This window comes from Modestobacter sp. L9-4 (assembly GCF_019112525.1).
In the GTDB taxonomy this organism is placed as follows: Bacteria; Actinomycetota; Actinomycetes; order Mycobacteriales; family Geodermatophilaceae; genus Modestobacter.
On record NZ_CP077800.1, the window covers coordinates 640,664 to 660,403 of the forward strand.

Consider the following 19,740-nt stretch of genomic DNA (forward strand, 5'->3'; position numbering starts at 1 on the left):
GTCTTTCGCGCCCCGACCACCCACTGGGGGCCCCGAGCAGCTAGGGTCGTCCACGTCGGGAAGGCCCTGCGCACTGGCAGGACCCCGACGATCAGCCTCAGCTAGGAGCGCGCAATGCCCGAAGGAACAGTGAAGTGGTTCAACGCCGAGAAGGGGTTCGGCTTCGCCACCCCTGATGGTGGCGGCCCGGACGTCTTCGTCCACTACTCGGCCATCCAGACCAGCGGTTACCGCTCGCTCGACGAGGGCCAGCGCATCTCGTTCGACATCGAGCAGGGCCAGAAGGGCCCGCAGGCCGCGAACGTCAACCCGGTCTGATCCTGGACCGGGCTGCGGATGCAGCCCTCTGAACCACCGACAGTGCCCTCGCCCGGGAGACCGGGCGGGGGCACTGTCGCGTTCAGCGGGCCCGCGGCACGTACCCACCGATGAGCGCGGACATCAGCAGGGCCCCGGCGTCCGGGCCGACCGCGGCCGCGGCGTCGGCGAAGGCCCGCCAGCGCTCCCGCTCCAGCTCCGACATCGCGCCGGTGGCCCGCGCCTCGGCCTGCTCCAGCAGCCGCTCCCACTCCGTCTGCGGCGTGGGCCAGAGCCCGGTGAGCCGACGGGCCTCCCCCGAGATCGTGGTGAACCGGACGATCTCCCCGGCGTGGTTGGTCAGCGCCTCGACATAGCCGGCGGTGACCAGCGCGTTGGCGGCACCGACGACGTCCGGCTTGGGCAGGCCGCTGGCCGGCACGACGGCGCCGAGGTAGGGCGCGCTGCCGTGCGGCGGGGCGTCGATCAGGCGCGCGATCGCCCGGAGCACGGGCAGGTCGCGGGTGAACCAGGTGTCGGCCAGGGGCAGCGGGGTGGTCATGGGTCCTCACGGAGACGGCGGCACCACCGGACGCGGCGCCGTGTCCACGGTACGAGCACCCCGCCACCGGGCCGACGGCCACACGTGACCACCCTCGGCGACGGGCCGACGACCCGGCGCTGACCTGCGCCGATGGCCCTCCCTCCGCCCTGGGGACGGGGCGGCGCGGGTGGCGGGGTGCTCGTACGGTGGGGGCATGACCACTTCCGCCCACCAGCCCCAGGTCGTGAAGAGCGACGAGCAGTGGCGCGCCGAGCTGTCGCCGGAGGAGTACGCCGTCCTCCGGCAGGCCGGCACCGAGCGCCCCTACACCGGTGAGTACGTCGACACGAAGACCGTCGGCACGTACTCGTGCCGGGCGTGCGGTGCCGAGCTGTTCCGCTCGGAGACCAAGTTCGACTCCCACTGCGGCTGGCCCTCGTTCTACGAGCCCTCGGCGTCGGACAACGTCGTCCTCCGCGACGACACCCAGTACGGGATGCTGCGCACCGAGGTCCTCTGCGGCAGCTGCCACAGCCACCTCGGCCACGTCTTCGCCGACGCCCCGCAGACCCCGACCGGCGACCGCTACTGCATCAACTCGGTGAGCATCAGGCTCTCCGAGGCCTGACCCGCTGAACGCCCGTGGCCTGAGGACCCGCCGGGTCCTCAGGCCACGGGCGTCCACGGCCTCAGGGGAGGTCGGCGACCAGCTCGCTGATCTCCTTGCGGGTGCCGGTGTAGAACGGCACCTCCTCGCGCACGTGCCGGCGGGCCCGGCTGGCCCGCAGGTCGCGCATCAGGTCGACGATGCGGTACAGCTCGTCGGCCTCGAAGGCGAGCATCCACTCATAGTCGCCCAGGCCGAACGAGGCGACCGTGTTCGCGCGCACGTCGGGGTAGGGCCGGGCCTGCATGCCGTGCTCCTTGAGCATGTCCCGCCGCTCCTCGTCGGGCAGCAGGTACCACTCGTAGGAGCGCACGAACGGGTAGACGCAGACGAAGCGGCGCGGCTCCTCCTCGGCCAGGAAGGCCGGGATGTGGCTGCGGTTGAACTCGGCCGGGCGGTGCAGGGCCATCTGCGACCACACCGGGTCCAGCCGGCGGCCGAGCTCGGTGCGGCGGAAGCGGCCGTAGGCCTCCTGCAGCGCCTCGGGCGCCTCGGCGTGCCACCAGATCATGACGTCGGCGTCAGCGCGCAGCCCGGCGACGTCGTAGACCCCGCGGATGACGACGTCCTTGCCGGCCAGCTCGCCGAACAGGGCACCGACCTCCTCGGCGGCGGCCGGGCGCTGCTCGTCGGCGAGGGGGCGCGCCATCTTGAAGACCGACCACATCGTGTAGCGGATCCGGGCGTTCAGCTCGTTGGCCCGCTTGCCGATGCTGCGCTCTTCGGTCTGCTCGCTCATGCCCCCATTGTCGCGCGTCCCCGCGGGCGGGGGGCGGCGGGCCAGGGGGTCTGGGTCACAGCGGGCAGTACATGACGTGCAGGCCGACCCGGCCCGCCGTCGCGTGCTCATAGGCGCCCGGTACCGTGCCGACGATGCCGAAGCCGAGCCGCTCGTAGACGACGACGGCACCCCGGTTCGTCTCCACGACGGCGTTGAACTGCATGCCGGCGTACCCGCGCTCCCGCGCCCGGTCGAGCACGTACCGGCACAGCGCCGTCCCGACGCCCTGCCCGCGGGCGTCGGCGGCGACCAGGAAGCTGGCCGTGGCCACGTGCGACCCCGGGCCGGGCCGGTTCGGGCCGGTCCGCGCGCTGCCGAGCAGCCGGTCACCGTCGACGGCGACGAACGTCTCCCACGGCTCGGGCGCCACCCACGCCGCGTGGCCCTGCTCGGCGGTCATGTCCGGCTCGTAGGCGTAGGTCTCCTGCGCCCGCGCGACCTCGGCCATGACCGGCCACAGCTGCGCCCAGTCGGACTCCACGTACCGCCTGATCTCCACGGGGCACCGTAACCAGTCGCGGCGGGCCGTCGCGCCCGAGGACACTGCGCCGGTGCCCCGCCGCCGTCGCCGTCCACCGCTCTGGGACGACGGCACGCCCCGTCGGCCCACCGTCGTCGTGCTCATGGCCGAGCACGGCGGGGGCCCATTGTGGAACCGCTCGCCGCGGGACCAGCGCGGCCCGGACGACTACCTGGTCGACCCGGGCGCGCTCGGGGTGTCCGCGGAGCTGATCGCGGCGATGACCGGGTGGAACGACGAGTACGGGTCACTCAGCGGCCTCGACCCGGAGGTGGAGGACGGACCCGCGGCGGCGGGCTGGCTGCGTCGCGGCCTGACCCTGGCGTGCCGGCTGCAGCAGGAGCTCGGGGACGACATCGAGGTGAGGTACCACGACGACGTCGACGAGCGGCCCGTCCTCGGCCGCCGCGGTCCCTGACCTACGCGGCCAGGGCCTGCACGGCGGCGCGCGCGTCGCGGATGCAGGACGGGACGCCGACCCCGCCGTAGGCGGCGCCGGCGACGGCGAGCCCCGGGACGGCGGCGACCGCGGAGCGGATGGCGGCGACCCGCTGCGGGTGCCCGACCAGGTACTGCGGCAGGCCGTCGACCCAGCGCACCAGCCGGGTCTGCACCGGCTCCGGTCGCTCGAGGTCCAGCAGGTCGGCCACGTCGGCGACCACGGCGGCGGTGAGGTCGTCGTCGGTGCGCCGCAGGGCGGCGTCGTCACCGAAGCGGCCGACCGAGGAGCGCACCCGCAGCAGGCCGTCGCCGGACAGGTGCGGCCACTTCGACGACGAGACGGTCACGCCCTTCACCAGCCGGCCGGTCACCGGTGGCACGAGCAGCCCGGACCCGGCGGCGACCGGCTGGCCGGGGAAGGCCATCGCGACCACGGCCATCGAGGCGTACGGGATCCCGCGCAGCGGCTCGACGGCGTCCGGCACCAGGTCGGCGAGCAGGTCGGCAGTCGGGCCGGCCGGAGTGGCCAACAGGACGGCGTACGCGGTGAGCGTGCCGCCGTCGGCGACGTCGAGCTCGAAGCCGACCGCGGTGCGGCGCAGCGCGGTGACCCGGGTGCGCAGCCGCACGTCGGCCCCTGAGGCCTGCACCAGCGCTGCGGGCAGCGAGCCGATGCCGCCGCGCACGGTGACGAAGACCGGGCCGTCGACGTCGCCGCGGCTGCGGGCGCCGGCGTCCCGGGCGGCGATGGCCGCACCCAGCACCGTGGTGGCCGTGGGCAGCTGGGCCGCCAGCGCAGGCATGGTGGCGGCGAGGGACAGGTCGTCGGGCCGGCCGGCGTAGACCCCGCCGAGCAGCGGCTCGACCAGCCGGTCGACCACCTCGTCGCCGAGCCGTTCGCGCAGCAGCCCGCCGACGGAGACGTCGCCGTCCAGGTGCAGCGGGAGCAGGTCGACCTCGGCGCGCACCCGGTCGATGCCGGCGGGGGTGAGCACCCCGGCCAGCCCGTCGGCCGTCGTCGGCACGCCCTGCAGGGTGCCGGCGGGCAGCGGGTGGCGCCCGTCGGGCAGCACGATCGAGGCCTGCGTGGTGGCCGGCGCGACCAGCTCGTGTGCCAGGCCCAGCTGCTCGACCAGCTGCACGGCCTCGGGCACCCGGGCCAGCATCGCCTCCGGGCCGGTGTCGTAGGCCAGGCCGGCCAGGTCGACGCGGTCCAGCTTGCCGCCGATCCGGTCGCCGGCCTCCAGGACGACGACCTCGCCGTCCGGGTGGCTGCGGCGCCACTCGAAGGCGGCGGTGAGCCCGGTGAGGCCGGCGCCCACCACGACGAGGCGCATCAGGCGGTGGTGAGCTCGTGCACCAGGTCCACGACGTGGGTCAGCGCGCCGGGGTCGGTCTCGGGGAGGACGCCGTGACCGAGGTTGAACACGTGCCCGCGGGCCGCCCTGCCCTGCTCGACGATGCGGCGCACCTCGCGGTCGATGGTCTCCCGGTCCGACAGCAGGACCGCCGGGTCGAGGTTGCCCTGCAGCGAGTAGCCCGGGCCCACCCGGCGGGCGGCCTCATCCAGCGGCACCCGCCAGTCGACGCCGACCATGTCCGCGCCGGCGTCGCCGATCAGCGGCAGCAGCTCGCCGGTGCCCACCCCGAAGTGGGTGCGCGGGACGTCGCGGTCGCCGAGCCCGTCGAACACCGCGCGCGAGTGCGGCAGCACCCGCTCGGCGTAGTCGGCGGCCGAGAGCACCCCGGCCCAGGAGTCGAACAGCTGGACGGCGCTGGCGCCGGCGTCGACCTGGGCGCGCAGGAACACCGCGGCCGAGATGGCCAGGTGGTCCAGCAGCCGGTGCCAGGCCTCGGGCTCGGCGTACATGAAGGCCTTGGTGCGGGCGTGCTCCTTGGAGGGGCCGCCCTCGATGAGGTAGGTCGCCAGGGTGAACGGCGCCCCGGCGAAGCCGATCAGCGGCGTCGCGCCCAGCTCGGCGACCAGCCGGCGCACCGCGGTGGACAGGAAGTCCAGCCGGTCGGGCTCCAGCGGGGGCAGCGCGTCGACGTCGGCGACGCTGCGGATCGGGCTGGCGATCACCGGCCCGACGCCGGCCTTGATCTCGATGTCGACGCCGGCGACCACCAGGGGCAGCACGATGTCGGAGAAGAGGATCGCCGCGTCCACCCCGTGCCGGCGGACCGGCTGCATGGTGATCTCGGTGACCAGGTCGGGGTCTTGGCAGGCCTGCAGCATCGCCGTCCCCTGGCGGAGCGCGCGGTACTCCGGCAGCGAGCGGCCGGCCTGGCGCATGAACCAGACCGGGGTGCGCGAGACGGGCAGACCGCGGGCGGCGCGCACGAGGTCGGAGTCGGCGGCCGGTCCTGCAGCTGTCACCACGTGCCGATCCTCCCAGACGCCCCCGCGGACGGGCCGGGGACCGCCCGGTCCTGGGTGTCGGCTGTGCACCGGCCCGGGCCCGGCGGCGCGTCGGGCGCGACCGACCCGTGGTGGGCGACCTACCCTGCGGTCGTGGTGCAGCAGCGGACGGGACCCGAGGACGGGACCGCCCTGCCCCCGCCGGAGTTCCAGGCCGTGCTCGAGGCGCTGGCCACCGTGCGGCCGCGCGCCGAGGTCGTCGTCGAGCCCATCCCGGCGCCCAAGCGGCTCGCGCCGTTCTCCCACGCCCTCGGCGTGAGCATCCCCGACCCGGCCGACGACGACGAGGAGCTGGCCAGCGGCCGCTTCATCGTGCTGTTCGACCCCGCGGGGCACGAGGCCTGGGAGGGCACCACCCGCTGCGTCGGCTACGTGTCGGCCGCCACCGACTCCGAGATGGTCGACGACAGCATGTTCTCCGAGGTCGCCTGGAGCTGGCTGACCGAGGCCCTGCTCTCCTCCGGCGCCGCCCACCACGCGGTCGGCGGGACCGTCACCCGCACCGCGTCCACCCGCTTCGGCTCCATCGCCGCGCCGGAGCACTCGGTCGAGGTGGAGATCCGCGCGTCGTGGACGGCGGAGGGCACCGACCTGGACCGGCACCTCACCGCGTTCCTGGAGGTGCTGACGAACGCCGCCGGCCTCCCACCGGCGGGGATCCACCTGCTGGGCGCGAGCGCGCAGACCGCGGACAGCGGCGCATAGACTCCCGCCGTACTCCACTCGGCCCAACACCCGTTGGGCCGGGTGCGCGGACACGCCGGTCGACTCGGCGGGCGGTCAGCTGCTGACCACCCCGCCCGTCAGGCCGGTCCGACGACGGGAGAGCCGGTGCCGCTGGGCAGGCTGTGGTCGGACGGCGTCCTGTTCGGCCCGCACGCCGGCGCCCTCGTCGTCGACCCCTCCCCCCTGCTGCGCGAGGCGCTGGCCGGCCGGCTGCGCACGATGGGCGCCCGCGACGTCGAGGAGGCGGCCTCCCTGGAGGAGGCCCGGGTGCGGGCGCACGTGTCCGGCCCGCGCGCGCTGTGCGTCCTGGAGGTCGACCTGCCCGAGGCCGGCCCGGAGAGCGCCGGCCGCGGTGGGGACCCCGGCCGCGGCCTGGAGCTGCTGCCCACGCTGCGCACCGAGGGCTGGCCGGTGACCGTCGTGCTGACCGCGGTGACCGACCCGGCGGTGGTGCGCTCGGCGTTCCTGACCGGGGTGCAGGGGTACCTGCTCAAGAGCAGCCCGCTGGCCACCCTCACCGAGGGGCTGCGCACCGCGCTCTCCGGGGAGGTCTACGCCGACCCGGGCATCGCCAGCAGCCTGGCCCAGGGCCTCACCCAGACCGGGGTGGAGGAGGCTGTCGGCGAGCTGTCGGCACGCGAGCGCGACATCCTGCGGCTGGTGGCCGACGGGTACACGAACAAGGAGATCGGCGAGAAGGTGGACCTGTCCGCACTGACCGTGAAGAGCCACCTGGCGCGGATCGCGCGCAAGCTGGGCACCGGCGACCGGGCGCACATGGTGGCGCTGGGCATCCGTTCAGGGGTCATCAACTGAGCACCGACCCGAGCACCGAGGTGGACACCACGAGCGAGAGCCCCGCAGACCCGAACACCCCCACCGAGCCGGAGTCCACCGCGGTCCCGCTGCTCGCGCCCCGGGACGGGCTGACCCCGACCATCGAGACCTCGACCGCGCTGGTCGCCTACGCCGACGCGCTGGCCGCGGGCAGCGGCCCGGTCGCCGTCGACGCCGAGCGCGCCTCCGGCTACCGCTACGGGCAGAGCGCCTACCTGGTGCAGATGCGCCGCGCCGGTGCCGGCACCGGGCTGATCGACCCGGTGCCGCTGCCGGACCTGTCGGTCGTGCAGACCGCGATCGCCGACGAGGAGTGGGTGCTGCACGCGGCCAACCAGGACCTGCCGTGCCTGGCCGAGATCGGCCTGCTCCCGACCCGGCTCTTCGACACCGAGCTCGCCGCCCGGCTGGCCGGCCTGCCCCGCGTGGGCCTGGGCGCGGTCGTCGAGTCGCTGCTGGGGCTCTCGCTGCAGAAGGGCCACTCCGCCGCCGACTGGAGCACCCGCCCGCTGCCGGAGGACTGGCTGGTCTACGCCGCCCTCGACGTCGAGGTGCTGGTCGAGCTGCGCGACGAGCTGGCCCGCATCCTCGCCGAGCAGGGCAAGACCGAGTGGGCGCGGCAGGAGTTCGAGGCGATCCTGGCCGCGGGCCCGCCGGCGGCGAAGGTCGACCCGTGGCGCAAGACCTCGGGGATGCACGGGCTGCGCAGCCGCCGTCAGCTGGGCATGCTGCGTTCACTGTGGCAGGCCCGCGACGACCTGGCCCGCCGCCGCGACATCGCCCCCGGCCGGGTGCTGCCCGATGCCGCGATGGTGTCCGCGGTGCAGGCCGACCCGAAGACCGAGGGCGCGCTGCTGGACCTGCCGGTGTTCCGCGGCCGGGCCAACCGCAAGCTGGTCGCCACCTGGTTCGGCGCGCTGACCCGCGGCCGGGAGCTGGAGGAGACCGAGCTGCCGCTGCACAGCCGCCCCGGTGACGGCCCTCCCCCGGTCAACCGCTGGGCCGACCGCGACCCGGCGGCCGCCGCCCGGCTCAAGGCCGCCCGCGCCGGGCTGGCCGAGGTCTCCGAGCGGTGGGCGGTGCCGGTGGAGAACCTGCTGTCCCCGGACCTCGTGCGCCGCCTGATGTGGAGCCCGCCGCGGCCCGCGGACGCCGCGACCGTGGCCGAGGTGCTGCGGGCCGGCGGCGCCCGGGCGTGGCAGGTCGAGCTGACCGGCGAGCTGCTCACCGAGGCGATCACCGCGAGCTGACCGTCACCTGCCGTCCCCTGGTCGACCACCGGGGCTGCGGGCGACGGCCCGGGGCACTGCAGCGGGTCGGTCCGGTGGGTGCTGCGGGCACGGCACCGTGTCCGGGGTCAGCGCAGCGGGGCTGCCCGCGCCCGGAGCTCGCGGACCGCACCCCGGGCGTCGTCGGCGAAGAAGGTCACCTGCCCGGCCGGGACCGGGCAGCCGTCGACCAGCACGGTCGCCGCCGGGTGCAGCCGGAGGCGGACGCTGCTCTCCCCCAGCACGCTCAGCGACACCGCACCGTCGGCCAGCTCCAGCACGCGGCGGTGGTCGACGGTCGTGCCGGCCCGGGCGTCGGCGATGTCGGCGGCCCGGACGACGACCTCCCGCAGGTGACCGAAGCGCAGCACCAGGACGTCCGCGCCCAGGACGTGCGGTCGCTGCTGGAGGGCCAGGGTGAACCCGAGCAGCCACACCAGCGAGACGACGCTGACCACGAGCACGACCAGCCGCACCGGCTCCCAGGGCAGCAGCAGGTGGACCACGACGATCTCCAGCGGGCTGAGCAGGACGGTCACCCACAGCATCACCCCGATGCGCGAGGTGTAGGACAGCGGCAGCTCCTCCGGTGCGACCGCCCGGCGGCGCCGCACGGCCCACCACAGCGACCGCCACGTGCCGGCCTCGGCGCGCGCCGCCCGCACCACGGGAGCCGGGGCGGCCGCGGTGAACCCGGCGAGCGCCGCGGCCCGGCGGTCCCCGCCCTGCGCCCGGGCACTGCGCCAGCCCTCCCGGAACAGCGCCCACTCCGTGAACGCGACCGGGACGAGGAGGACCTCACCGACGACGGCGACCACCACCCCGACCGCCGGCGGGAGCACCCCGCTGACCACCAGGACGACGTCGAGCAGCGGCAGGACCAGCACGGCCCAGGGCGCGATCGTGCGCAGTGCCGTGCGGTGCCGTGCCATCCGCGCCCCGTCCGCCGTCCGGAGCCGCACCGTAGCGGCTCGGGACCGTCCGGATCCAGAGGTGGGCACACGGCAGCACCGGCGCCCCGGGGTCGGGCCCGCGCCCGGCCCGTCCGGACGGCACCAGCACGGACGACGACGGGGCGGCCCCCCGGCGACGTTGCCGGAGGACCGCCCCGTCAGGAGCGTGCCGTGTGCTGGTGCGTCAGCGCCCCGTGGCCGCCGACCGACGGCGGGCGAGGGCGTCGACGCTGGCGGCCAGCAGCAGCACCGCACCGGTGATGATGAAGTTCAGGTACGCCGCCACCCCCAGCAGACCCAGGCCGTTGGCGATGATCGCGATCACCAGACCACCGAGCACGGCGTCCCGGACGCGACCGCGACCACCGAAGAGGCTGGTACCACCGATGACCGCAGCACCCACGGCGTAGAGCAGCGTGTTGCCGCCACCCGCGCCGGGGTCCACCGAGCTGAGCCGGGAGGCCGCGGCGATGCCGCTGATCGCGGCCAGCGTCGAGGACAGCACGAACACCAGCACCCGGATCCGGGTGACGCTGATGCCGGCCCGGCGCGCGGCCTCCGCGTTGCCGCCCACCGCGTAGACGTGCCGCCCGAAGGAGGTCTTGCCCAGCAGGAAGGTCAGCAGCAGGAGCAGCACGACCACCAGCGGGACGGCGTAGGGCACGCCGGCCAGGGTGATCAGGTTCGGGTTCAGCGCCCGGTTGGTGTTGAACACCGCGGTCACGGCCAGCGCGATGACCGCGATGAGGACGATCCGGCCGCCCACGACGATCAGCGGCTGGGACGCCAGGCCCCGGGAGCGCTGCACCCGCCAGCGGTTGAGCTGCAGCGCGGCGAAGACGACCACCACGACGACGGCGAGGATCCAGCCCCACATGACCGACATGCTGTTGTTCGTCAGGCCGACGATCTTCTCGTCGCGGACCGGGACGACACCGCCCTGCCCGATGATCTTCAGCGTGACGCCCTGGTAGCCCAGGAAGAGCGCCAGCGTCACGACGAAGGACGGGATCCGGATCACGCTGACCAGCAGGCCGGTGACCAGGCCGATCACGGCGCCGACGACGGCCGCCGCGAGCACGGCCACCGGCCAGGACACGCCGTGCCGGGCCAGCAGGGCCGCCATGACGGCGGCACAGACGCCGCTGACCACACCGGCGGACAGGTCGATCTCACCCAGCAGCAGGATGAAGACCAGGCCCATCGCCAGCAGGCTGATCGGCACCGCCTGGACGAACAGGTTGGTGATGTTCAGCGGGGTCGGGAACGTGTCCGGCCGCAGGATGGAGAACAGGATCGTCAGGGCGATGATGCCGGCGACGGCGGGCAGTGCACCCAGGTCGCCACCGCGCACCTTGTTGACGTACCCACGGATGACGCCGCCGACGGAGTTGTCGACGACGTCGCCCTCGAAGCCGCTCTGGGGCGCCGGGGTCTCCGGGACGTCCACGGCGGCGGGTTGGAAACTGCTGGACATCCTGCTCAGACCCCTGCCTCGGCGATGGCCGCCGGCTCGATGCCCAGGTCGCCGGAGCGCCCGGAGGTGATCAGCTCGACGACCCGGGTGCGGTCGACCTCGGAGATCGCGACGTCCGCGGCGACGTGGCCCAGGTAGAGGGCCGCCACGCGGTCGGAGACCTCGAAGACGTCGACCATGTTGTGGGTGATGAAGACGACGGCGTGCCCGGTGTCGGCCAGCCGGCGCACCAGGTCGAGCACCTGACGCGTCTGCGCGACACCGAGGGCGGCGGTCGGCTCGTCGAGGATGACGACCTTGGACTCCCAGAGCACCGCCTTGGCGATGGCGATCGTCTGCCGCTGCCCACCGGAGAGGCTGGACACCTGCTGCCGGACCGACTTCAGCGTGCGCACCGAGAGCCGGGCGAGGGTGTCGCGGGCCGACTGCTCCATGGAGACCTCGTCGAGCAGCACGCCGTTGTGGCGCTCGCGGCCCAGGAACATGTTCTGGACGACGTCGAGGTTGTCGCACAGCGCGAGGTCCTGGTACACGACCTCGATGCCGAGGTCGGCGGCGTCGCGCGGACCGCTCACGGTGACCGGCCGGCCCTCGAAGAGGACCTCGCCGCTGTCGATCGGGTGGATGCCGGCGATCGCCTTGATCAGCGTGCTCTTGCCGGCACCGTTGTCACCGACGAGCGCGGTGACCTGGCCCTTGTAGGCCTTGAGCTGCACGTCGTGCAGCACCTGGATCGCACCGAAGCTCTTGTTGACGCCGCGGAGCTCGAGTGTGGGTGTGCCGTCATCGGGACGGACCGTCGGAGCGGACACGTCCCTCCTTCCGTCCGTTGGGATCGAGCAGGGCTGTGATGGGTGGACGTGAGGCACGTCGCGTGCGTGTTCGTCGCGTGCATGTTCTACGCCACATGACTGTGGCCAGGACAGCCCGCCGGGGCGCCCCATCGACTGGGACGCCCCGACGGTGGAGCAGGTGTTACTTGATGCCCTTCTCGGTGCACATCGCGGCGAACTCGCCGGTGCACACGTCGGACGCCGCCTGGGCGCCCTTGCTGATCGCGTCGGCCAGGCCGTCCTGGTCCACCGCGATCGGGTCGAGCAGGATCGCCGGGACGTCGCGGCCGCCGGTGGCGTCGTTGACGGTGCCGGTGGTGTCGGCCTCCTCGCCCTTCGAGAGGGCGATGGCGGTCTCGGCGAGGGCCTTGGCCTCACCGTCGGCCGGCTTCCACACCGTCATGCACTGCTTGCCGGAGAGGATGTTCTGCAGGCCCTGGACGCTGGCGTCCTGACCGGTGACCGGGACCGTGACGTTGTTGCGGTCCAGGGTGCCGATCGCGGCGTTGGCCAGCGTGTCGTTGGCTGCGTAGACGCCGTCGATCTTGCCGCCGGCCTGGGTGTACAGCTGGTCGAAGATGGTGGCGGCCTGGGTCGCGTCCCACTTCGGCACGGCCTGCTCGGCGACCTTGGTGTAGCTGCTGACCTTGTCCAGGACGCTGTGCGCACCCTCGGAGAACAGGGTCGCGTTGTTGTCGTCGGGCGAGCCGTTGAGGTAGGCGATGTTCGCCGGCTTGTCGCCCAGGCAGTCAGCCAGGCCCTGGCCCTGCAGCTGCCCGACCTTGCTGTTGTCGTAGGAGATGTAGTAGTCGGCCGAGCCACCGAGGGTGAGGCGGTCGTAGTCGATGGTCTTGATGCCCTGCTGCTTGGCCTTGGCCTCGATGGCCGCACCCGAGGCGCTGTCCAGGTTGACGATCGCCAGCACGGTCACGCCGCTGGACATCATCTGGTCGGCGATGGTCTGCATGCGCTGCGCATCGGCCTGGGCGTTGTCGATCGTGTACTCGACCCCGGCGGCCTTGAAGGCGGCCTCGAGCTGGGGGCGGTCCGCGCTCTCCCAACGGGGGGAGGAGACCGTGTCGGGGAGGATGACCCCGATCTTGCCGGCGGCGGCCGCGCCGCCGCCGCTGCTGCCACTGGCGCCGCTGGCGGTGTTGCCAGCGGCCGTGCCGCCGCCGCTGGTGCTGTCGTCGCCGCCGCACGCGGCGACGGAGAGGAGGAGCGAGCCAGCGAGCACTGCGGTGGTCATGATGCGCCGTCGCGCCATGAGGGTCCTGCCGTTTCATAGGAGTGATCGGTGATTGCCGGGTGATGTTGCGCCCGACACAGTGTGGGGGCAACCACATGTGAGAGCCGTTACAAGGACGTGACCATGATCGGGTGACGTCCACAGGGGTTGGACAGGCCCCTACCGGTGGGTAACTTGATCGCGTCGCCCCCTCCCGGGCAGCACCGGAACTCACTGCGGAGGTCCCATGTCCCGCTCGTTGCGTGAGGTCGTCTTCGTCGACGGCGTGCGCACCCCGTTCGGCAAGGCCGGCCCCACCGGCCTGTACGCCGAGACCCGAGCGGACGACCTCGTGGTCCGCTGCATCCGGGAGCTGCTGCGCCGCAACCCGACGCTGCCGCCCGGGCGCGTCGACGAGGTCGCCATCGCCGCCACCACCCAGATCGGCGACCAGGGCCTGACCATCGGCCGCACCGCCGCGCTGCTGGCCGGCCTGCCGAAGAGCGTGCCCGGCTTCGCGATCGACCGGATGTGCGCGGGCGCGATGACCGCCGTGACCACCACCGCCTCGGGCATCGCCTTCGGCGCCTACGACGTGGCCATCGCCGGCGGCGTCGAGCACATGGGCCACCACCCGATGGGCGAGGGCGTCGACCCGAACCCCCGCTTCGTCAGCGAGCGCATCGTCGAGGGCTCGGCGCTGGTGATGGGCTCGACCGCGGAGAACCTGCACGACCGGTTCCCGCACCTGACCAAGGAGCGTGCCGACGCGTTCGCCGTGGGCAGCCAGCAGAAGTACGCCGCCGCCGTCGCCGCGGGGCAGATCGGGCCCGAGCTGGTGCCGGTGGCGACCCGCTCGGCCGAGGCCGGCTGGGGCCTGGCCACCGTCGACGAGCCGCCCCGCCCGGGCACCACGCTCGAGGCGCTGGCGACGCTGCGCACGCCGTTCCGCCCGCACGGGCACGTCACCGCCGGCAACGCCGCGGGGCTCAACGACGGGGCCACCGGCTGCCTGCTGGCCGCCGAGGAGGTCGCCGAGGAGCTGGGCCTGGACGTGGGCATGCGGCTGGTGGGCTTCGGCTTCGCCGGCGTGGAGCCCGAGGTGATGGGCGTGGGCCCCATCCCCTCGACGGAGAAGGCGCTGGCCCGCACCGGCCTGACGATCGAGGACATCGGGCTCTTCGAGCTCAACGAGGCCTTCGCCGTGCAGGTGCTGGCGTTCCTGGACCACTTCGGCATCGCCGACGACGACGACCGGGTCAACCCCTGGGGCGGTGCGATCGCCGTGGGGCACCCGCTGGCGTCCTCCGGCGTCCGGCTGATGACCCAGCTGTCCCGGCAGTTCGCGCAGCGCCCCGACGTCCGCTACGGGCTGACCGCGATGTGCATCGGCATCGGCATGGGCGGCACCGTGATCTGGGAGAACCCGAACTGGGACGGAGCGCAGGCATGAGCAACGAGGTCGTCACGCGGTCCCTGGTGCGGTACCTGTCGGTGCCCGGGCTGAGCGGTGAGCTCGCGCTCATCACCCTCGACAACGGGCACGACCACACCCGGCCCTCGACCTTCGGCCCCGGCGGGCTGGCCTCGCTGGACGCCGCGCTGGACGAGGTCGCCGCCCACTCCCCCACCCCCGCGGCCATCGCCGTCACCGGCAAGCCGTTCGTCTTCGCCGTCGGCGCCGACCTCTCCGGCATCCCGGCGATCACCTCGCCCGCCGACGCCCGGCAGATCGCCGAGACCGGGCACCGGGTGTTCCGCCGGCTCAAGGACTCCGCCGTCCCGACGTTCGCCTTCGTCAACGGCGCCGCGCTGGGTGGCGGGCTGGAGCTGGCGCTGCACTGCCAGCACCGGACGATCTCCAGCACCGCCGTCGTCGCCTTCCCGGAGGTCTTCCTCGGGCTGGTGCCCGGCTGGGGCGGCACCCAGCTGCTGCCGGCGCTCACCGGCATCGACGCCGCGGTGACCGTGATCGTGGAGAACGCGCTCGCCCAGAACAAGATGACGCCGGGGCCGAAGGCGGCCCAGCTGGGCATCGCCGACGCGGTCTTCGAGCCGGCCGACTTCCTGGAGCGGTCGCTGGAGTGGGCGGCCGGCGTGGTCACCGGTCAGGTCACCGTCGCCCGCCGCGAGCCCGACACCACCGGCTGGGACGACGCGATCGCCCGGGCCCGGGGCATCGTGGCCGCCCGCACCCGCGGGGCCTCCCCCGGCGCCCTGCGGGCCGTCGAGCTGCTGGACCTCGCCCGTGCCGGCGACGCCGGGTTCACCGCCGGGACGGCGGCCGAGGACGACGCCCTGACCGACCTGCTGATGAGCGACGAGCTGCGGGCCGGCCTGTACTCCTTCGACCTGGTCAACAAGCGCGCCAAGCGACCGGCCGGCGCCCCGGACAGGGCGCTGGCACGGAAGGTCACCAAGGTCGGCGTCGTGGGTGCCGGGCTGATGGCCTCCCAGCTGGCGCTGCTGTTCGCCCGCCGGCTCGAGGTCCCCGTCGTGCTCACCGACGTCGACCAGGCGCGGGTCGACAAGGGCGTGGGCTGGGTGCATGCCGAGCTCGCGAAGCTCACCGAGCGGGGCCGGCTGTCGCCCGACGCCCGCAACCGGCTCACCGGCCTGGTCACCGGCTCGCTGAGCAAGGACGCGTTCGCCGACGCCGACCTGGTGATCGAGGCGGTGTTCGAGGAGCTGTCGGTGAAGCAGCAGGTGTTCGCCGAGGTGGAGGCGGTGGTGTCGGCGGAGTGCGTGCTGGCCACCAACACCTCCGCGCTGTCGGTGACCGAGATGGCCGCCGGGCTGCAGCACCCCGAGCGGGTCGTCGGCCTGCACTTCTTCAACCCGGTCGCCGTCCTGCCGCTGCTGGAGGTGGTGCGCGCCGAGCGCACCGACGACGCCACGCTGGCCACCGCCTTCGCCGTCGGCAAGGCCCTGAAGAAGTCCTGCGTGCTGGTCGCCGACGCCCCGGCGTTCGTGGTCAACCGGCTGCTCACCCGCTTCCTCGGCGAGGTCACCGCCGCCGTGGACGCCGGCACCCCGGTCGCCGTCGCCGAGCGGGCCCTGGAGCCGCTGGGGCTGCCCATGACGCCCTTCGAGCTGCTCTCCCTGGTCGGCCCCGCGGTGGCGCTGCACGTGGCCGAGCGGATGCACGAGGCGTTCCCGGAGCGCTACGGCGTCAGCACCGGGCTGCAGCGGATGGTCGCGCTGGGCCGGCCGAGCGTGTACTCCGAGCCCGGCGTGGTCGACCCGGAGCTCGGCCTGGAGGGCGGCGACACCCCGCTGACCGCCGAGGAACTGCGCGACCGGGCCGAGCGGGCACTGGCGGAGGAGATCGGGCTGATGCTCGACGAGGGCGTCGTCCGGGGCGTGCAGGACATCGACCTGTGCATGCTGCTCGGCGCCGGCTGGCCGTTCTGGCTGGGCGGCATCTCCGCGTACCTGGACCGCACCGGCGTCTCCGAGGCCGTCACCGGGTCGCGGTTCCTCCCCCGCGGGGTGGCGTCCCTGCCGGCCTGACCTGCCCGGTGTGGGGGTCCTCGGCGCGGTGGACCGCGCCGGGGACCCCCACACCGAGCGGCTGCGTCAGCGGGACTCGTGCGTCAGCGAACCGCGCGGCTGCGTCAGCGGAACTTGTGCGTCAGCGAGTCCATCGTGCGGCCCACCGTGGCGATCTTGACGTGCGAGATCCCGCTGGTGGCGCCCGCGGCGATCATCGCCTCGTGCGCCGCCCGCAGGGTCGCCCAGACCGCGTCGTCCTCGCCCTCCAGCGTGGTGCCGAGCGCGCCGACCTCCGACCGCAGCCCCGAGCCCTTGATCACGGCGATGGCCGCCTCGACGAAGGCGTGCGGGTCCTCCGCCGTCCCCGCCGGCGACGGCGCCACCTGGATCTCGGCGATGATCATCGGTCCCCCGTCCCGTCGGTGCCCTGCGGCCCCCGTGCAGGGTCCCGCCGCGAGCTCGCTCGTGGTGAGGGGCACGGGGGTCCTGCTGCTACTGCTGGCCCTCGACGCGAGCGGTCTCGTGCGCGCCCGCGGCGCGGTCGGCGATGCGGGCGGCCCACTCGACGATGCGGCGGGCGACGTCCTGCTCGGTGAGCCCGACGTCGGCCAGCACCTGACCGCGGCTGCCGTGGTCGAAGAACTGCTGCGGCAGGCCCAGCGTGCGCACCGGGACGTCGGAGTCGACGTCCTGCAGGGCCTGGCTGAGCAGCGTGCCGACGCCCCCGGCGCGGCCGCCGTCCTCGACGGTGACCACGAGTCGGTGCTGGGTGGCCAGGGTGCGCAGCTCGTCGGCCACGGGCACGACCCACCGCGGGTCGACGACGGTGACGTCGATGCCGTGGTCGGCGGCGCGCTCGGCGACGGCCAGGCACATCGGCACCAGCGAGCCGCAGGCCACCAGCAGCACCTCCGGGGTGGCGCCGCGGCGCAGCACGTCGACCGGGCCGAGGCGCTCCAGCGCGGGCACCTCCACCGGCAGCGCGCCCTTGGGGAAGCGCACCACGGTCGGACCGTCGGTGACCGCGACCGACTCGCGCAGCGCCTCCCGCAGGGTGGGCTCGTCGCGCGGTGCCGCCAGTCGCAGGCCAGGGATGACCGAGCAGATCGAGATGTCCCACATGCCGTTGTGCGAGGCGCCGTCGGAGCCGGTGACCCCGGCGCGGTCGAGGACGACGGTGACCGGCTGGCGGTGCAGCGCGACGTCCATCAGCAGCTGGTCGAAGGCCCGGTTGAGGAAAGTCGAGTAGATGGCGACGACGGGGTGCAGGCCGCCCATCGCCATGCCCGCGGCCGAGGTGAGCGCGTGCTGCTCGGCGATGCCCACGTCGTAGGTGCGCTCGGGGAAGCGCTCGGCGAAGCCGCTGAGACCGGTGGGGTGCAGCATCGCGGCGGTGACGGCCACGACGTCGGAGCGCTCGGCGCCGATGCGCACCAGTTCGTCGGCGAACACGTCGGTCCACTCCGGGCCCTTGGCGGCCGAGGACAGCCCGCTGTCGGGCTCGAAGACGCCGGTGGAGTGCCAGGCGTCGACGGTGTCGGTCTCGGCCGGCGGGTAGCCGAAGCCCTTGGTGGTGACGGCGTGCACGATGACCGGCCCGCCGAAGTCCCGGGCCCGGCGGAGCGCGGACTCCATCATCTCGATGTCGTGGCCGTCGACCGGGCCGACGTACTTCATGCCGAGGTCCTCGAACATGCCCTGCGGGGCCAGGACGTCCTTGAGGCCCTTCTTGATCGCGTGCAGTGCGTCGTAGAGCGCGGTGCCGACGACGGGGGCGCGGTGCAGGGCCTGCCGGACGGCGGTGAGCGCGTCCTCGTAGCCCGGCCGCAGCCGCAGGGTGGCCAGCGCGTCGGCCACCCCGCCGATCGTCGGCGAGTACGAGCGGCCGTTGTCGTTGACCACGATGACGACCGGGCGCTCGGCGGCGGCGATGTTGTTCAGCGCCTCCCACGGCATCCCACCGGTCAGCGCGCCGTCGCCGATGACCGCCACGACCGGGCGGTTCTCCCCGCGCACGGCGAAGGCCTTGGCCAGCCCGTCGGCGTAGGACAGCGAGGTGGAGGCGTGGCTGTTCTCGACCCAGTCGTGCTCGCTCTCCGCGCGGCTGGGGTAGCCGGAGAGGCCACCGCGCTGGCGGAGCTGGGCGAAGCCCTCCAGCCGGCCGGTGAGCAGCTTGTGCACGTAGGCCTGGTGGCCGGTGTCGAAGACGATCGGCTCGCGCGGGGACTCGAAGACCCGGTGGACGGCGATCGTCAGCTCGACCGCGCCCAGGTTCGGCCCCAGGTGCCCGCCGGTCTTGGAGACGGCGGCGACCAGCGCGTCCCGGATCTCCGCGGCGAGCTCCGGGAGCTGGTCGGGACGCAGCGCCCGGAGGTCGGCGGGCCCGGTCAACGAGCTGAGCAGCGACACGACGGGGCAGGGTCCTCTCGACGTCGGCCACGTCCGGAGGGCGCGACCGGTGGGCTCCCACTGTAACTGCGAACCGCAGGACCGCCGTCTGGACGACGGCGGCTAGAGCCGGGGCACCCAGCGCTCCCCCCGCAGCGCCCCGGCGACCACCTCGACGCCGCGCGCCGCCCGGGTGAGCCGGGCGCCCTCGCGCTCGTAGGCGCGGATGGCCGCCTCCATCGCGTCGGGGGGCAGCTGGTCGGCCAGCTCGACCCGGACGGTGCGCCAGCCGGCGCGGGCGGCCTCCAGCCCGGCGGCGACGTGGTCACCGGCGAAGCGGGCCAGCAGCACCGGGTAGCGGCGCAGCACCTCGTGGGAGCGGTAGTCCGGCGGCACCAGGTCGTAGAGCCAGGCCACGGCGCTCTGCTCCCAGTCGGGGGCACCGGGGGGCCGCACCTCGTCCGGCCAGCCCGGCGGCAGTGCGGCGTCCACCCGGTCAGTGTGCGACCCGGCCGCCCGGCACCGGACACCGGCTCGCACGTGTGTTCGAAGCGTGACCCGTCGGTGGCCGGCCGCGACGGCTGGGTGCATCCGCCCGGCCGGCTCGGGGCGAACGACCCGTGTGGGACAGCTCGCACGCACGCAGGTGCGCTGGGTCGTGGAACCGCTGCTGGCCGCCGGCCTGACGGTCGGGGAGGTGGAGGCCCTGGTGTTCCGGCTGGGCTTCGAGGCCGTCGTCGGCAGCGACCGGGGCACGGTGGCGGGCGTGCACGCCCTGGTCGCCGGGGAACCGCCCGCCGTGCGGACGGCCTGGGCGGTCGCCGTCGGCCGGATGATCGAGCTCGAACCCCCGTCCTGACCCA

The 19,740-nt window shown here is 74.1% G+C and carries 21 protein-coding genes; 9 read left to right on the forward strand and 12 right to left on the reverse strand.

All coding sequences use genetic code 11. From position 1 onward, the window contains the following. Positions 1-114: 114 nt before the first annotated feature. On the forward strand, positions 115-318 hold the full coding sequence (locus tag KUM42_RS03015; RefSeq protein ID WP_014741881.1) for a cold-shock protein: 204 nt from the start codon (positions 115-117) through the stop codon (positions 316-318). Between the two features lie 82 nt (positions 319-400). Here KUM42_RS03015 and KUM42_RS03020 read toward each other — a convergent pair whose 3' ends face one another. Then, entirely contained in the window at positions 401-859 is a 459-nt protein-coding gene (locus KUM42_RS03020; protein WP_237494846.1) for a hypothetical protein, read from the reverse strand. A gap of 196 nt (positions 860-1,055) precedes the next feature. Between KUM42_RS03020 and msrB the strand changes: the two genes are divergently transcribed. Continuing rightward, positions 1,056-1,469 carry a peptide-methionine (R)-S-oxide reductase MsrB gene (gene msrB / locus KUM42_RS03025; protein ID WP_237494847.1) on the forward strand — a complete coding sequence of 138 codons (414 nt, stop codon included), beginning with the start codon at positions 1,056-1,058 and terminating at the stop codon, positions 1,467-1,469. Positions 1,470-1,530: 61 nt separating this feature from the next. On the opposite strand, the gene hemQ is transcribed toward msrB, so the two are convergent. Beyond that, the gene (gene hemQ, locus KUM42_RS03030) at positions 1,531-2,247 is read right to left on the reverse strand and encodes a hydrogen peroxide-dependent heme synthase (protein WP_237494848.1); all 717 of its coding nucleotides are present in this window, start codon (positions 2,245-2,247) and stop codon (positions 1,531-1,533) included. 55 nt (positions 2,248-2,302) lie between these two features. Continuing rightward, entirely contained in the window at positions 2,303-2,788 is a 486-nt protein-coding gene (locus KUM42_RS03035; RefSeq protein ID WP_237494849.1) for a GNAT family N-acetyltransferase, read from the reverse strand. A 52-nt stretch (positions 2,789-2,840) separates the two neighbouring features. On the opposite strand from KUM42_RS03035, the gene KUM42_RS03040 reads away from it, so the two are divergent. Next, a complete protein-coding gene (locus KUM42_RS03040) occupies positions 2,841-3,227 on the forward strand; it encodes a hypothetical protein (RefSeq protein ID WP_237494850.1) in 387 nt (128 codons plus the stop codon). Position 3,228: 1 nt separating this feature from the next. Here the strand turns inward: KUM42_RS03040 and hemG are convergent, their stop codons facing one another. Both hemG and hemE read right to left on the reverse strand, forming a co-directional pair. Beyond that, positions 3,229-4,587 carry a protoporphyrinogen oxidase gene (gene hemG / locus KUM42_RS03045; protein ID WP_237494851.1) on the reverse strand — a complete coding sequence of 453 codons (1,359 nt, stop codon included), beginning with the start codon at positions 4,585-4,587 and terminating at the stop codon, positions 3,229-3,231. Then, the gene (hemE, locus tag KUM42_RS03050; RefSeq protein WP_237494852.1) at positions 4,587-5,630 is read right to left on the reverse strand and encodes a uroporphyrinogen decarboxylase; all 1,044 of its coding nucleotides are present in this window, start codon (positions 5,628-5,630) and stop codon (positions 4,587-4,589) included. Before hemE ends, hemG begins: the two co-directional genes overlap by 1 nt. Before the next feature lie 135 nt (positions 5,631-5,765). Here hemE and KUM42_RS03055 point away from each other — a divergent pair, with 135 nt between their 5' ends. From KUM42_RS03055 to KUM42_RS03065, 3 genes are all read left to right on the forward strand, one after another. Further along, on the forward strand, positions 5,766-6,377 hold the full coding sequence (locus tag KUM42_RS03055; RefSeq protein WP_237494853.1) for a DUF3000 domain-containing protein: 612 nt from the start codon (positions 5,766-5,768) through the stop codon (positions 6,375-6,377). A gap of 126 nt (positions 6,378-6,503) precedes the next feature. Further along, positions 6,504-7,214, forward strand: coding sequence for a response regulator transcription factor (locus tag KUM42_RS03060; RefSeq protein WP_237494854.1), 711 nt, complete (start codon positions 6,504-6,506; stop codon positions 7,212-7,214). Positions 7,215-7,234: 20 nt separating this feature from the next. Continuing rightward, positions 7,235-8,485, forward strand: coding sequence for a ribonuclease D (locus KUM42_RS03065; protein WP_237494855.1), 1,251 nt, complete (start codon positions 7,235-7,237; stop codon positions 8,483-8,485). A 107-nt stretch (positions 8,486-8,592) separates the two neighbouring features. Here the strand turns inward: KUM42_RS03065 and KUM42_RS03070 are convergent, their stop codons facing one another. The 4 genes from KUM42_RS03070 to KUM42_RS03085 form a co-directional block, all read right to left on the reverse strand. After that, on the reverse strand, positions 8,593-9,435 hold the full coding sequence (locus KUM42_RS03070) for a hypothetical protein (protein ID WP_237494856.1): 843 nt from the start codon (positions 9,433-9,435) through the stop codon (positions 8,593-8,595). A 205-nt stretch (positions 9,436-9,640) separates the two neighbouring features. Next, positions 9,641-10,933, reverse strand: coding sequence for a sugar ABC transporter permease (locus tag KUM42_RS03075; protein ID WP_237494857.1), 1,293 nt, complete (start codon positions 10,931-10,933; stop codon positions 9,641-9,643). A gap of 5 nt (positions 10,934-10,938) precedes the next feature. Continuing rightward, on the reverse strand, positions 10,939-11,745 hold the full coding sequence (locus KUM42_RS03080) for an ATP-binding cassette domain-containing protein (protein ID WP_237494858.1): 807 nt from the start codon (positions 11,743-11,745) through the stop codon (positions 10,939-10,941). A gap of 163 nt (positions 11,746-11,908) precedes the next feature. Then, on the reverse strand, positions 11,909-13,015 hold the full coding sequence (locus tag KUM42_RS03085) for a sugar ABC transporter substrate-binding protein (protein WP_237494859.1): 1,107 nt from the start codon (positions 13,013-13,015) through the stop codon (positions 11,909-11,911). Positions 13,016-13,241: 226 nt separating this feature from the next. On the opposite strand from KUM42_RS03085, the gene KUM42_RS03090 reads away from it, so the two are divergent. Together KUM42_RS03090 and KUM42_RS03095 are read left to right on the forward strand one after the other, a co-directional pair. Continuing rightward, positions 13,242-14,447 (forward strand): thiolase family protein, encoded by a 1,206-nt coding sequence (locus tag KUM42_RS03090; RefSeq protein WP_237494860.1) that lies wholly within the window; start codon positions 13,242-13,244, stop codon positions 14,445-14,447. Further along, the gene (locus KUM42_RS03095) at positions 14,444-16,507 is read left to right on the forward strand and encodes a 3-hydroxyacyl-CoA dehydrogenase NAD-binding domain-containing protein (protein ID WP_237494861.1); all 2,064 of its coding nucleotides are present in this window, start codon (positions 14,444-14,446) and stop codon (positions 16,505-16,507) included. The genes KUM42_RS03090 and KUM42_RS03095 overlap by 4 nt, the downstream gene beginning before the upstream one ends. 104 nt (positions 16,508-16,611) lie before the next feature. Here the strand turns inward: KUM42_RS03095 and KUM42_RS03100 are convergent, their stop codons facing one another. The 3 genes from KUM42_RS03100 to KUM42_RS03110 all read right to left on the reverse strand — a co-directional run bounded on the left by KUM42_RS03100 (position 16,612) and on the right by KUM42_RS03110 (position 19,369). After that, on the reverse strand, positions 16,612-16,893 hold the full coding sequence (locus tag KUM42_RS03100) for a thiamine-binding protein (protein WP_237494862.1): 282 nt from the start codon (positions 16,891-16,893) through the stop codon (positions 16,612-16,614). 88 nt (positions 16,894-16,981) lie between these two features. Next, on the reverse strand, positions 16,982-18,898 hold the full coding sequence (gene dxs, locus KUM42_RS03105) for a 1-deoxy-D-xylulose-5-phosphate synthase (protein WP_237494863.1): 1,917 nt from the start codon (positions 18,896-18,898) through the stop codon (positions 16,982-16,984). 102 nt (positions 18,899-19,000) lie between these two features. Further along, entirely contained in the window at positions 19,001-19,369 is a 369-nt protein-coding gene (locus KUM42_RS03110) for a hypothetical protein (protein ID WP_163609341.1), read from the reverse strand. A gap of 130 nt (positions 19,370-19,499) precedes the next feature. On the opposite strand from KUM42_RS03110, the gene KUM42_RS03115 reads away from it, so the two are divergent. After that, positions 19,500-19,736, forward strand: coding sequence for a hypothetical protein (locus KUM42_RS03115; RefSeq protein ID WP_237494864.1), 237 nt, complete (start codon positions 19,500-19,502; stop codon positions 19,734-19,736). Positions 19,737-19,740 lie beyond the last annotated feature (4 nt).

Coding starts and splice junctions, on each gene's coding strand:
- KUM42_RS03015 (WP_014741881.1), top strand. CDS start 115: ATGCCCGAAGGAACAGTGAAGTGGTTCAACGCCGAGAAGGGGTTCGGC.
- KUM42_RS03020 (WP_237494846.1), bottom strand. CDS start 859: ATGACCACCCCGCTGCCCCTGGCCGACACCTGGTTCACCCGCGACCTG.
- msrB (WP_237494847.1), top strand. CDS start 1,056: ATGACCACTTCCGCCCACCAGCCCCAGGTCGTGAAGAGCGACGAGCAG.
- hemQ (WP_237494848.1), bottom strand. CDS start 2,247: ATGAGCGAGCAGACCGAAGAGCGCAGCATCGGCAAGCGGGCCAACGAG.
- hemG (WP_237494851.1), bottom strand. CDS start 4,587: ATGCGCCTCGTCGTGGTGGGCGCCGGCCTCACCGGGCTCACCGCCGCC.
- KUM42_RS03070 (WP_237494856.1), bottom strand. CDS start 9,435: ATGGCACGGCACCGCACGGCACTGCGCACGATCGCGCCCTGGGCCGTG.
- KUM42_RS03075 (WP_237494857.1), bottom strand. CDS start 10,933: ATGTCCAGCAGTTTCCAACCCGCCGCCGTGGACGTCCCGGAGACCCCG.
- KUM42_RS03085 (WP_237494859.1), bottom strand. CDS start 13,015: ATGACCACCGCAGTGCTCGCTGGCTCGCTCCTCCTCTCCGTCGCCGCG.
- KUM42_RS03090 (WP_237494860.1), top strand. CDS start 13,242: ATGTCCCGCTCGTTGCGTGAGGTCGTCTTCGTCGACGGCGTGCGCACC.
- KUM42_RS03095 (WP_237494861.1), top strand. CDS start 14,444: ATGAGCAACGAGGTCGTCACGCGGTCCCTGGTGCGGTACCTGTCGGTG.
- KUM42_RS03100 (WP_237494862.1), bottom strand. CDS start 16,893: ATGATCATCGCCGAGATCCAGGTGGCGCCGTCGCCGGCGGGGACGGCG.